General features: G+C 68.0%; 7 protein-coding genes. 4 read left to right on the forward strand and 3 right to left on the reverse strand.

What is annotated here, in order from left to right:
- Positions 1-30: 30 nt before the first annotated feature.
- Both rrtA and glnE read right to left on the reverse strand, forming a co-directional pair.
- On the reverse strand, positions 31-597 hold the full coding sequence (gene rrtA, locus A9J21_RS20025) for a rhombosortase (protein ID WP_066738857.1): 567 nt from the start codon (positions 595-597) through the stop codon (positions 31-33).
- 70 nt (positions 598-667) lie between these two features.
- The gene (gene glnE, locus A9J21_RS20030; protein WP_066738858.1) at positions 668-3670 is read right to left on the reverse strand and encodes a bifunctional [glutamate--ammonia ligase]-adenylyl-L-tyrosine phosphorylase/[glutamate--ammonia-ligase] adenylyltransferase; all 3003 of its coding nucleotides are present in this window, start codon (positions 3668-3670) and stop codon (positions 668-670) included.
- Between the two features lie 98 nt (positions 3671-3768).
- Between glnE and A9J21_RS20035 the strand changes: the two genes are divergently transcribed.
- From A9J21_RS20035 to tldD, 3 genes are all read left to right on the forward strand, one after another.
- Positions 3769-8082 (forward strand): YhdP family protein, encoded by a 4314-nt coding sequence (locus A9J21_RS20035; protein ID WP_082926520.1) that lies wholly within the window; start codon positions 3769-3771, stop codon positions 8080-8082.
- Positions 8083-8130: 48 nt separating this feature from the next.
- Positions 8131-8955, forward strand: coding sequence for a carbon-nitrogen hydrolase family protein (locus A9J21_RS20040; protein WP_066738860.1), 825 nt, complete (start codon positions 8131-8133; stop codon positions 8953-8955).
- Between the two features lie 69 nt (positions 8956-9024).
- Positions 9025-10485 carry a metalloprotease TldD gene (gene tldD / locus A9J21_RS20045; RefSeq protein WP_066738954.1) on the forward strand — a complete coding sequence of 487 codons (1461 nt, stop codon included), beginning with the start codon at positions 9025-9027 and terminating at the stop codon, positions 10483-10485.
- A gap of 100 nt (positions 10486-10585) precedes the next feature.
- Here tldD and A9J21_RS20050 read toward each other — a convergent pair whose 3' ends face one another.
- A complete protein-coding gene (locus tag A9J21_RS20050; protein ID WP_066738955.1) occupies positions 10586-11641 on the reverse strand; it encodes a class I SAM-dependent methyltransferase in 1056 nt (351 codons plus the stop codon).
- Positions 11642-12115: 474 nt separating this feature from the next.
- Here A9J21_RS20050 and aroG point away from each other — a divergent pair, with 474 nt between their 5' ends.
- Positions 12116-13195 (forward strand): 3-deoxy-7-phosphoheptulonate synthase AroG, encoded by a 1080-nt coding sequence (gene aroG / locus A9J21_RS20055; protein WP_066738956.1) that lies wholly within the window; start codon positions 12116-12118, stop codon positions 13193-13195.
- Positions 13196-13227: the final 32 nt, after the last annotated feature.

Below are 13227 nucleotides of genomic sequence, written 5' to 3' on the forward strand. Positions count from 1 at the left end.
GGCGCGCAAATCTTCGGCACTCGCCAATCGTCAGCGCCGCCGCTGGCCCCACCACTCCTGCAGCAGCCAGCACGCCAGGCCGGCCACCGCGCCGGCCGCATGGGCGCCGCGCACCACGCCAAAGCCCCACGACGGGTCGAATACGATGGCGGCCAGCCAGGATTGTTCGATCCAGACCTTGCCCAGCACGATCACGCACGTCACCACGCCGATCACGCGCGACCACCCAGGTGCCTGCAGCAGCCGCAGCGCCGTCCATAGCGCCAGGCCGTGCGTGGCGCCGGACAATCCGCCGTACCAGCCAACGGCGGGCATGCGCAGCAGCGCCACCTGCACGGCCAGGCCGCAGATCACCAGCACCAGCAGCATCTCGCGGATACGGGCCACGCGGCCGGCCAGAAACAGCAGGCCGGCCGTGGCCGCCACATCGGACAGGTAATGGCGCCAGTCCAGGTGCACCCACATCGCCGTCAGCACGCGCCACCACTGCCCGTCCAGCCGCACGGCGTCACGCACATAGAGCCCGTGCGCGTGCCACCACGGCACGAAGGTGAACAGCGCGGACAGGGCCGCCACGCCAGCCACCGTCGCCAGCATGGCCCGCCACCCGGGCTGCCCCGATGGCGGGGGCGCGGCCGTCAACGGCTGATGTACGCTCACGCGCCGCTCAGCGTTCGCCGAACACCGACTGCCAGAGCGCGCGCACCGGCGCGGTCTGCTCGGCCACGCTGTCGGGCGCCACGCGCGCCTGGTCCTGACCATCGAGCCGCAGCTTGTGCTGGCGCGCGCGGAACAACCGGTAGGCATCGCCCACGGCCAGCGCCAGCCCGGCGTCGATCAGGTTCAGCACGCCGGCCATGCGCAGCAGCGCGATATTGCCCGCATTGCGCGTCAGTTCCGGATGCGCGCCGCTGTGCAGCAGCACCAGGTACTGCACCGTGAACTCGATATCGACCATGCCGCCGCGATCGTGCTTGAGATCGAACAACGCGGTCGGGTTCGGATGGCCCTCGGCCACCTTCGCGCGCATCTGCACGATTTCCTCGCGCAGCGCCACGGCATCGCGCGGCTGGCGCAAGATCTCGTCGCGCAGATCCTCGAACCGGTTGCCGATCTCGCGGTCGCCGGCACCGAAGCGCGCACGCGTCAGCGCCTGGTGCTCCCACACCCACGCGGTGTTGTCGCCCTCGCGCAGCTGGTAGCGCCGGAACGCGTCGAAGCTTGTCACCAGCAGCCCCGCCGCCCCGTTCGGCCGCAGCCGCGTGTCCACGTCGAACAGCATTCCTGCCGCCGTATGGCTGGTCAGCCAGGTAATCAGCCGGCGCGCGTATGCGGCGTAGACATCGGGTGCGCGTTCATGGTCGTCGTCGTACAGGAAGATCAGGTCCAGGTCCGACGCGTAGCCCAGTTCCTTGCCGCCCAGCCGGCCGTAGGCGATCACCGCGAAGCGCGGCGTCTCGCAATGGCGCGTAGCCAGCTGGCGCCACACGGCCTGCATCGTGACCTCCAGCATGGCATCGGCCAGGTCCGACAGGCGGTCGGCCACCTGCTCCACGGTCAGCAGCCCCTGCAGGTCCTGCAGCAGGATGCGGAATGTCTCGGCATGGTGCTCGCGGCGCAGGATGTCCATCTGCGTTTCGACCTGGCCGTCGGACGCGTGCAGCCGCTCCGACAGGCGTTGCCGGAAACCGGCCCAGTCCGGCGCGCCCGCCAGCGCGTCGCTGTCCAGCAGTTCGTCCAGCAGCTGCGGATGGCGGGTCAGGTAGGTGGCCGCCCAGCGCGAGGCGTGCAGCGTCTGCGCCACGCGATCCATTGCCTGCGGATACTCGGACAGCAGCGACAGGTACGAAGCCCGGCGGCTGATCGCATCCAGGAAGTCCAGGAAACGCGCGATCGTGGCATCGGCATCGTCCTGCTTGACCGCCAGCTCCAGCGCGCGGTTCACCAGCAGGTCGAAGCGCCCCCGGCTGGTTTCCGACAGCGCACGATAGCGCATCGACGTGCCGATGGCCCGCAGGCGGTCGTAGAGGCCCGTGCAGTCGCTGAAGCCCGCCGCCTGCAGCGCCTGGCACGGCGAAGACTGCGGATCGGTCTCGTCGTCCTCGTCGCCGGGGTTCGACTGCGTGGCGCGCGAGGCCATTTCCTCGCGCACCAGCGCCGGCCAGAGCGGTTCGCTCTGCGCCGTCTCGCCGTCGGCGAACGGATCGGCGAAGGTGGCCTCGAACTGCTGCGCCACCGGGTCCATCAGCGTGTTCATCTGCGCGACCAGCGTTTCCCAGTCGGCGCAGCCCATCATCAGCGCCACGGCCTGCCGTTCATCGTCCGAAGTGGGCAGGTGATGCGTCTGGGCGTCGTCGCGGTACTGGAGCCGGTGCTCCAGCTGGCGCAGGAAGCGGTAGGCGTCGGCCAGTTGCTCGGCCTGGCCGGCCGGCAGCAGGTTGCGCGCCACAGCCACATCCAGCACCTCCAGCGTGGGCCGCACGCGCAGCGCCGGGTCCTGTCCGCCGCGGATCAGCTGGAAGACCTGGGCCATGAACTCGATCTCGCGAATGCCGCCCCGGCCCAGCTTGATATTGAACGAGCGCTGGTTCACGCCATGGCCTGCCAGGCCGCCGCTGCGCTTGGCCGCCTCCGAGCGGATCTGGGCGTGCAGCGAGCGGATGGCAGCGATCACGCCGTAGTCCAGGTAACGGCGGAACACGAACGGCGTGGTCATGCGGCCCAGCAGCGCGGCGGCCCGCTCCGCGTGCGGGGTATCGACGGCGGACACCACGCGGCCCTTGATCCAGGCATACCGTTCCCACTCGCGGCCCTGCACCACCAGGTATTCCTCGAGCATGCCAAAGCTGCAGACCAGCGGCCCGGCGTCGCCGTTCGGACGCAGGCGCATGTCCACGCGGAACACATAGCCGTCGCCGGTGACTTCGGACAGCAGCGTGATCAGCCGCCGCCCCAGCCGGATGAAATACTCGTGGTTCGACAGGCTGCGCGACCCGCCACGCGTGTCGCCATCCTCGTCGTAGAGAAAGATCAGGTCGATATCGGACGACACATTCAGCTCGCGCCCGCCCAGCTTGCCCATGCCGACCACCACCAGTTCCTGCACCTCGCCGCTCTGGTCGCCGGTGGGCTGCCCGAAGGTGGCCGCCAGGTCGTCGTCCAGCACGCGCAGGCCATGCTGGATCGACAATTCGGCCAGGTCGGTCATGGCACCGGTGATCTCGGCCAGCGTGGCCAGCCCGCGCAGGTCGCGCTCGATCACCACGCACATGACTTCGGCACGCAGGCGCCGCAGCGCCTGGCCCGCGGCGGCCTCGGCATCGGCCGAGGGCGCGTGCAGGGCCTGCAGGCGCGCTTCCATCCAGTCGCGCGTGATGGGCCCGACCGCCGCATCCGCCACCACGGCGGGCAGCCCGGGGCGCGCGGCCAGAACGCGGCGCGCGTAATGGGAGTACGCCGCCGAGTACAATACGTGTCCCTCGCAATCGGCGGGGGTCAGTCCCTGCGCCGTCATCGTGGCAAAGGCCCCCTGGGCCATGTTGCCGAGCGGTCCGGCGGCGCCCGGCGATGCCAGAATCGAAGTGGTTCCGGCGCCATCCAGCGGGTGCTGCGGGCCGGTCGATGCCGGGGCGGTGCCCGCGGCGGAACTCGTCGGATCAGGGACAGTCATTCCAGTTACTTTGCAATATCGGGCAGGCGCCGTAAGACCGCGGTGGCGCTTGCGCGCACCACTTTGGAGAGCGGCTAGTATTGTCGGATAATCTGCGCATGTCCAGCCGCCCTACCGCCCCTGACGACGGCGCCGCATCCCCACACGCGGGCGGTGACGGCACCTCTGCGGTCGCCGCCTCCCCTGTTTCGCATGGTTCCGCGCCTGGCCGTGGCCGGCGCCTGCTGGCGCTCGCCCGGCAAGGGCTGGGCATGACCTGGCGCGGGCTGCGCGCGCTGGTGCGCCACCCGGCCTGGACCCGGCTCTGGCGCATGCTGGTGCGCATCGTGGCCGTGCTGGCCGCGCTGGCGGTGGTTGCCGTCCTGCTGATCCGCTTCGTGCTCTGGCCCCAGGCCCATACCGCGCGCCAGTGGCTGGAGCAGCAGGGCTCGGCCGCGCTTACCGCCAATCTCACCATCGGCCAGCTCGACACCTACTGGGACGGCTGGCACCCGGCGTTTCGCGCCAGCAACGTGCAGGCGGTGGATCGCGATCACCGCATGCTGCTGTCGGCGGCCACGCTCGAAGGCAAGCTGTCCTGGCAGTCGGTGCCGGCACTGACCCTGCAGTTCGCCAGCCTGACGGCCGACCGTACCGACGTGCTGATCCGCCGTACCGAAAAGGGCGCGCTGCTGGTGGCCGGGGTGCCGATCGAGGCCACCAAGTCGTCCAGCGAGGACGACCCGTTCCTGAACTGGCTGCTGTCGCAGGGCCATATCGAGCTGAAGAGCGGCAATCTGCGCTGGCTCGACGAAAAGGCGAAGCTGCCGCGACTGGACGTCGCCGATATCCATTTCACGGCCGAGCGCCATGGCGTGCAGCATACGGTGCGGCTGGAGGCGCGCAGCGCGTCGCTGGCGCCCCAGGCGCTGGTCTTCCAGGCCAACCTGCGGCACGACTACCTGTACGGCGCCGGCAACTGGCGCCACTGGGCCGGCCAGGCCAGCTGGGCCTTCAACCAGTTGCAACTGCCGGTGGTGCAGCGCTACCTGGCAATCTTCGACAACGTCAACAGCGGCGTCTTCAGCACCGACGGCACCGTCGATATCCGGGGCGGCCATGTGCTGCGCAGCCAGCTCCGGCTGCGCGCGACCGGCGTGGACCTGCTGCTGACGGGTGCCACGGAGCCGCTCAAGCTGGCAAACGCGCAGGCGCTGCTGCTGCACAAGGGCGACCGCACCGGCAACAACTCGCTGACCATCGACACGCTGCTCTGGCAGGGCGAACCGCAGGCCGGCCCGCCTTCCGCCGCCGATGCATCGTGGCGCGACGGCATGCGCAAGGTCACCATCGACTGGGCGCGCGACAACGCCGGCCAGTTGCGCAAGTTCGCGCTGCGCGCGCCAACGTTCGACCTGAACACGGTGCGCGCGCTCGCCACGTCGATGCCGATTGATACCGCGGTGCTGCGCCAGTTGCGCGCGCTGCAGCCGGCCGGTCATATCGACAACCTAGACGTTTCCTGGTCGCGCGAGCGGGCCGGGCTGCTGTCGCGCGGCCCCGGCACCCCGCACTACACGGTGCAGGGCACGCTGCGCAGCGTATCGGTCAACAGCCAGCCCGCGGTGCCGGCGGTGGGCCCCGACGGCAAACCCCACACCGGCACGCCCGGCTTCAGCCGCCTGTCCGGCAACTTCAGCTTCGACGACCGCCAGGGCACCGCACGCGTGGACAGCACCGGCGCCACGCTGAGCTTCCCCGGCGTCTTTGACGATCCGCTGGTGCCGTTCGACGAACTGCGCGGCGAAGTGCGCTGGCGCCACGACACCGACAACAAGCTCGTGGTGAGCACCGAGGGCATCCGCTTTGCCAACACCGACACGGCTGGCACCGTCCGCGGCAGCTGGCGCGGGGGCGGCGACGGCCAAAGCGGCATCGCCGACCTGTCCGGCGAACTGGAGCGCGCGCTGGCAAACCGTGTGCCGCGCTACCTGCCTTCGACCATGCCGGCCACGCGGCACTACCTGGAAGGCGCGCTGGTCGGCGGCGAAGCCCATGACGTGAAGTTCCTGGTCAAGGGCGACCTGTACCACTTCCCGTTCCACCCGCCGTTTGCCAAGGCCGGCGACTTCCGTGTGGAGGTGCCGGTACGCAACGTGAGCTACCAGATCGCGCCGCACGAAACGGGCCCGAACACCGGCGGGGCCGCCAGCAATGGGGGCACCCCGGCCAATGGCGGCAACGCCAGCACCGGCATGGCCTGGCCCGATTTCACGGACATTTCCGGCGACCTGCTGTTCGACCGCAGCACGATGTCATTCCTGGTCAAACAGGCCGGCGTACGCGGCATTCCCGGCATCGTGCTGCGCGATGTCAGCGGCCGGATCGACGACCTCAGCGACCACGGCCACCTGGCGATCGACGGCGGCGCCACCGGTCCGGTGCAGGGCTTCCTGCGCTACGTAGCCACCACGCCGGTCAAGGGCTGGACTGCCAGCGTCACCGAGCACGCGCGTGCGCCGGGCCATGGCGAACTGAAGCTGAAGCTCGACCTGCCGCTGAGCCACGCAGCCGGATCGAAGGTCAACGGCGAATTCCGCTTCCCCGGCAATGACGTGACGCTGTTCCCGGAATTGCCCACGCTGTACGGCGCCACCGGGGCGGTCGCCTTCGACGAGCACGGCTTCCAGCTGAACAACGTGCGCGCCCGCTTCCTGGGCGGCGAAACCCGCGTCACCGGCGGCACGCAACCGGACGGCACCACCCATGTCGCCATCGGCGGCACCGCCACGGCCCAGGGGCTGCGCGATGTGCTGGGGCCCGGTGCCGCCGCGCTGGGCAAGCGCATCGAGGGCAGCACGCCGTACAGCGCCGTGGTTGGCGTGCGCGAGAAGCGCCTGCAGGTGCAGGTGGCGTCCGAACTCAACGGGCTGGCGCTCGACCTGCCGCCGCCGCTGGCAAAGCTGGCGGGCCAGGACATGCCGCTGCGCTTCGACCTGCGCCCGTCGGCCACCCGTGCCGGGCTGGACGACATGACGATCCAGCTGGGCAACAATGCCGCTGCGCGCTATGTGCTGCGCCGGGGCGACACGACCGAAGTGATTGCCGGCGGCGTCGGCGTGGGCCAGCCTGCCCCGCAGCCGGCCAGCGGCGTGACCGCGGCGATTACCGCAGACCGGCTCGATGTGGACGCCTGGCGCACCGTGCTCGATCCGGCGCCGAACGACCGCCAGCCCGCCGGCGACGTGGACCGTTCTTCACCGTTCCTGCCCGAGCGCGTCAATGTGCGGACCAAATCGCTCGACGCCTTCGGCCGCGTACTGAACGACGTGACAATCGACGCCAATCGCGAAAGCAGCGGCTGGAACCTGCAGATGGCATCGCGCCAGATCACGGGCAATGGTCAGTGGCGGCGTGACAGCACCACGCCGGCCGGTGCGCTGACGGTACGGTTGTCGCACCTGGATATTCCCGACGCCACCGACGACGGCCACATGACCGAGGCCATCACGCGCAGCGTCGAGGAAATGCCCGCACTGGACCTTTCCGTCGAGAAGTTCGTGCTGCACGGCCGCGATTTCGGCAAGCTCGAGGTCAAGGCCCATACCAGCCACACCGACAACCAGCCGGTCTGGACGCTGGACAGCCTCAGCATCGAGCAGCCGGGCGCGACGCTGACCGGCAACGGCAGCTGGCGCCTGCCGCGCCGTCTGCGCGAGGCTGCGGCGCAGGGCAACGTCCCCCCCGCCGAGAGCCGCCGCACGCTGCTCAACTTCAAGCTCGACATCCGCAATGCCGGCGACGTGCTGGACCGCTTTGGCCTGGCGCACACGGTGCGCGACGGCAAGGGGTCGCTCGAAGGCCGCATCGCATGGCGCGGATCGCCAATGTCGATCGACTACCCCACCCTTTCGGGCCGGCTGAGCCTGAGCCTGGAAAACGGCCAGATCCTCAGCGTGGAACCGGGCGCCGCGCGCCTGCTGGGGGTGCTGAGCCTGCAGAGCCTGCTGCGCTTTGCCACGCTCGACTTCCGCTCGCTGGCCAGCAAGGGGCTGGTGTTCGACGACATCACCGGTTCGGGCACCATCGAGAATGGTGTGGGCAAGATCGACGAATTCCGTTTCAAGGGCAGCCAGGTGATGGCCTCGATGACCGGCACGGCGGACCTGCTGCATGAAACACAGGACCTGCAGGTGGCCGTGGTGCCGCGTATCAACGCCACCACGACCTCGGTGGCTGCCGCGTTCATCAACCCGGTGCTCGGCATCGGCACGCTGGCAGCCCAGCTGCTGTTCGCGGACGAATTCTCGAAAGTGTTCACCCAGCACTACCACGTGAGCGGATCGTGGGCCGACCCCAAGGTCACCAAAGTGGAGGACAATAAGTCGCGCCAGGCGCCCGTACAGGACCGCTCGGGCATCTTTACCCGCTGAAGCCGGACCCGATCCCGTCCCCGCACCGATTCGTTTGAGGAAGCCACGATGACCGCTGCCACCCCGTTCCGCGTCGCCGCCATCCAGACCGTGACGGGCACGTCGCTCGACGACAACCTTGCCCGCGCCGACGCGCTGATCGCGGAGGCCGCCCACGGCGGCGCAGGCCTGGTGTTGCTGCCCGAGTACTTCTGCATGATGGGCCGGCACGAGTCGGACAAGGTAGCCATCCGCGAGCGCGAAGGCGAAGGCCCGGTGCAGCGCTTCCTGTCCGAAGCCGCGCGCCGGCACCGGATCTGGCTGGTGGGCGGCACGCTGCCGATGTGGTGCGGAGACGACAATCGCGTCTATAACGCATCGCTGGCCTTCGACCCGCACGGCGCGCGCGTGGCCCGCTACGACAAGATCCACCTCTTCGGATTTACCAAGGGCGACGAGAATTTCGACGAATCGCGAACCATCCTGGCCGGCAAGACGCCCGTGGCATTTGATGCCCCGTGTGGCCGCGTGGCGATGTCGATCTGCTACGACCTGCGCTTTCCGGAGCTGTATCGCGGCCTGGCCCGGGACGGCGAAGGTATCAGCCTGATCCTGATGCCGGCCGCCTTCACCTACACGACTGGGCAGGCCCATTGGGAAATCCTGCTACGGGCACGCGCCATCGAAAACCAGTGCTATGTGCTGGCTGCGGCACAAGGCGGCAAGCACGAAAATGGCCGGCGCACCTGGGGACACTCGATGCTGGTGGACCCCTGGGGCGAGTTGATGGGCGTGCTGCCGGAAGGCGAAGGCGTGGTGTCGGGCGTGGTGGATCCGGCCAGGCTGGCCGAAGTGCGTCAGAACCTGCCGGCACTGCGCCATCGCGTACTGTAGGATTCAGGGCATTACCGTTTGCATTTCCCCGTGGCCCGGGTCGCCATGGGGTTCAAGACAAGGACAATCATGAACGCCGGAGATCTCGGAATTCGCAACCTGGCCACCGCACAACAGCTGCTGCTGGCACCGTACGGCCTTGACGAGGCCACGCTCCAGCGCGTGCTGGCCGACATCTTCACGCACAAGGTGGACTACGCCGACCTGTACTTCCAGCACACGCGCAACGAGGCGTGGAGCCTGGAGGAAGGCATCGTCAAGTCGGGCAGCTTCAGCATCGACCAGGGCGTGGGCGTGCGCGCCGTATCGGGCGACAAGACCGCCTTTGCCTATTCGGACGACATCAGCCTGGCCGCCCTGTCGCAGGCCGCCGCGGCCACGCGCACGATCGGCCGCGCCGGCAGCGGCCGCGTCAAGGTGGCCGGTGCCATGGCATCGCATACGGGCCGCAACCTCTACGCGCCGAACGACCCGCTGGATTCGATGACGGCCACCGAAAAGGTGGCGCTGCTGGAAAAGATCGAGAAGCTGGCCCGTGCCAAGGACCCGCGCGTGGTGCAGGTCATGGCCGGCCTGGCCGGTGAATACGACGTGGTGCTGGTGGCGCGCAGCGACGGCGTGATCGCCGCCGACGTGCGCCCGCTGGTGCGGGTGTCGGTCACGGTCATCGCCGAACAGAACGGCCGCCGCGAGATTGGTTCGTCCGGTGGTGGCGGCCGCTATGCGTACGGCTATTTCACCGACGACCTGCTGCGCAAGTACGTGGACGAAGCCGTGGCATCGGCACTGGTCAACCTGGAGGCGCGCCCCGCCCCCGCCGGCGCGATGACCGTGGTCCTGGGCCCGGGCTGGCCCGGCGTGCTGCTGCACGAGGCAGTGGGCCACGGCCTGGAAGGCGACTTCAACCGCAAGGGTTCGTCGGCCTTCGCCGGCCGCATGGGCGAACGCGTGGCCGCCAAGGGCGTGACCGTGGTGGATGACGGCACGATCGAGAACCGCCGCGGATCGCTGAATCTCGACGACGAGGGCAACCCGACCCAATGCACGACGCTGATCGAGGACGGCATCCTGACCGGCTTTATCCAGGACACGCTCAACGCGCGCCTGATGAAGATGCCGGTCACCGGCAACGCCCGCCGCGAAAGCTACGCCGCGCTGCCGATGCCGCGCATGACCAACACCTACATGCTGAACGGTGACCGCGACCCGCAGGAAATCATCGCCAGCGTGAAGCGTGGCCTGTATGCCGTGAACTTCGGCGGCGGCCAGGTGGACATCACCAATGGCAAGTTCGTGTTCTCGGCCAGCGAGGCCTACATGATCGAGGACGGCAAGATCACGTACCCGGTCAAGGGCGCGACGCTGGTCGGCAACGGCCCCGAGTCGCTGAAGGACGTGACGATGATCGGCAACGACATGCGCCTGGATTCGGGCGTGGGCGTCTGCGGCAAGGAAGGCCAGAGCGTGCCGGTGGGCGTGGGCCAGCCGACGCTGCGCATCGAGAACATGACGGTGGGCGGCACGGCCTGACTCTGCCTTGTCTTTCTCCCCTCTCCCGCAAGCGCGAGAGGGGAGAACCCCTGTTCCCCCTTTTTCCCTGTTCCCTCTTCCCTCTGCCCGCTTTCGCTCTCTACGGCCTGACCTCGTACACCAGGTTGAACGGCGTCTGCGCGGCACGCCGGAAGCTGTGGAAGCCACCCTGCTCCGCCACGCCGCGCATGCGCGCCTCGCCCGCCTGCGCGCCCAGGCACATCGCCCCCTCCTGCGAACGCGACCCCGGCGTGCAGATGAACGTCGACGCCGAATAGAACACGCGCCCAACGGGGTTCAGGTTGTCCTGCAGGTTGTCGTTGGCAAACGGCTCCACGATCATCCAGCATCCGTCGGGCTTCAGGGTGCCGCGGATATGGCGCGCGGCGCCAACCGGATCGCCCATGTCGTGCAGGCAATCGAACACCGTCACCAGGTCGTAGCCCGTGCCCGGAAAGTCCTTGGCCGATGCCACCTCGAAGGTCACGCGGTCGCTCACGCCGGCGCGGCGCGCGGCTTCGGTGGCATGGCGGATCGACGGCTCGTGATAATCGAAGCCGCTAAATCTGGTCAGCGGAAAGGCCTGCGCCATGATGATCGTCGAAGCGCCATGGCCGCAGCCGACATCGGCCACGCTGGCCCCGGCCTTGAGCCTGGCATCCATGTCTTCCAGCGCCGGAATCCACTCGCTGACCAGATGCGCGGCATACCCGGGCCGGAAGAAACGCTCCGTGCCGTGGAACAGCGCGGGATCATGCTCGTGCCAGCCCAGCCCGCGCCCGTTGCGGAAGATATCGATCATCTTCGGGATGGCGCGAAACTGTGCCACGGCAATCTGGAACGCCCCCGGAATGAAGGCGGGACTACCCTCCTGCGCCAGCGCGAAGGCCTGCTCCTCGGTCAGCGAGAACATGTCGGTGGCCGGATCGTATTCGACATAGCCGCTGGCGGCCTGCGCCGACAGCCATTCCCGCAGGTAGCGCGGGTCGGTGCGCGTCTTCTCCGCCAGCGTGGCGGCCGTCATCGGCTTTTCGGCCATCGCCTTGTACAGGCCCAGTTCGTCGCCCACCACCACGGTCGCCGCATGCATCACGGCGCCCAGGTCATGGACGAACCGCTCCATGAAGGCCTGTAGCCTTTTTTCATCGACAGACATGATCGGCACCTCCCCTGCTTCGCTTTTCTTGTTTGGCACGCGCGGCAGCACGCAATATCAATATAGGCAGCAGGGACACTCTGCATACGCTTAAATCTGTTGCACCGGCCGCTTGCCAGCGCCGTGGAAAAGCGCTATAAAGATGCTTCGTTGTCGCGCGGGCGGCGACCGCACCCGTCAATTTTCGGGATCGCGGCGCAATAAAATGCCTCGCCATCTCGCGCCGCAGCATAAATTTCACGCATCAGCGTAAAACCGACACAAGCTCGCTACAGCCGATCCGATTTCCGCCATGTCCGCCAAGTTTTACTTTTACTTCTTTTGGCATCTCACACCGCTGGCGGATAGAGAGGGACAGCTGTAAGCAACCCTGAATGCAAAAAAACCGCCAGCGAACCTGGCGGTTTTTTTATGCCCGCCGGTCGCCGCGCAGAACCCAACCAGACCAACGACCTCACAAGACCCGGAGCCATCATGCTGAAGAACACCGACGACCTGCGTATTCGAGAACTCAAGGAACTGCTGCCGCCTGCGCACCTGATCCGCGAGTTCGCCTGCTCCGAGGCGGCGTCCGACGTGATCTACGGCGCCCGCCAGGCCATGCACCGCATCCTGCATGGCATGGATGACCGCCTGATCGTCATCGTCGGCCCGTGCTCGATCCATGACACGCGCGCGGCCCTGGAATACGCCAAGCTGCTCAAGGTGCAGCGCGACCGCTTCGCGGGCGAGCTCGAGGTTGTCATGCGCGTCTATTTCGAGAAGCCGCGCACCACGGTGGGCTGGAAGGGGCTGATCAACGATCCGCACATGGATGGCAGCTTCAAGATCAACGACGGCCTGCGCACCGCGCGCGAACTGCTGCTGAACATCAGCGAATTGGGCGTGCCCACGGGCACCGAATACCTGGACATGATCAGCCCGCAATATATCGCCGACCTGGTCAGCTGGGGCGCCATCGGTGCCCGCACCACGGAATCGCAGGTGCACCGCGAGCTGGCGTCGGGACTGTCGTGCCCGGTCGGCTTCAAGAACGGCACCGATGGCAATGTGAAGATTGCCGTCGATGCGATCAAGGCCGCCTCGCAGCCCCACCATTTCCTGTCGGTGACCAAAGGTGGCCATTCGGCCATCGTGTCGACCTCCGGCAACGAGGACTGCCACATCATCCTGCGCGGCGGCAAGGCACCGAACTACGACGCCGCCAGCGTGGCCGAGGCCTGCGACGCGATTTCCAAGGCCGGCCTGGCCGCGCGCCTGATGATCGATGCCTCGCACGCCAACAGCAGCAAGAAACATGAGAACCAGCTGCCGGTCTGCGAGGACATCGGCCGCCAGGTGGCCGGTGGCGACCAGCGCATCATCGGCGTCATGGTGGAATCGCACCTGGTGGCCGGCCGCCAGGACCACGTCCAGGGCACGCCGGTGGAAAACCTGACCTACGGCCAGTCGGTGACCGACGCCTGCATCGGCTGGGACGATTCCCTGTCGATCCTGGAAACGCTGTCCAACGCGGTGAAGCAGCGCCGCCTGGCCACGGGCAGCGGCAACTGACGGGCTGCCGCGCGACAAGGAACAACGCCGAC

It is taken from the genome of Cupriavidus sp. D384 (genome assembly GCF_001652915.1).
Taxonomy (GTDB): Bacteria; Pseudomonadota; Gammaproteobacteria; order Burkholderiales; family Burkholderiaceae; genus Cupriavidus.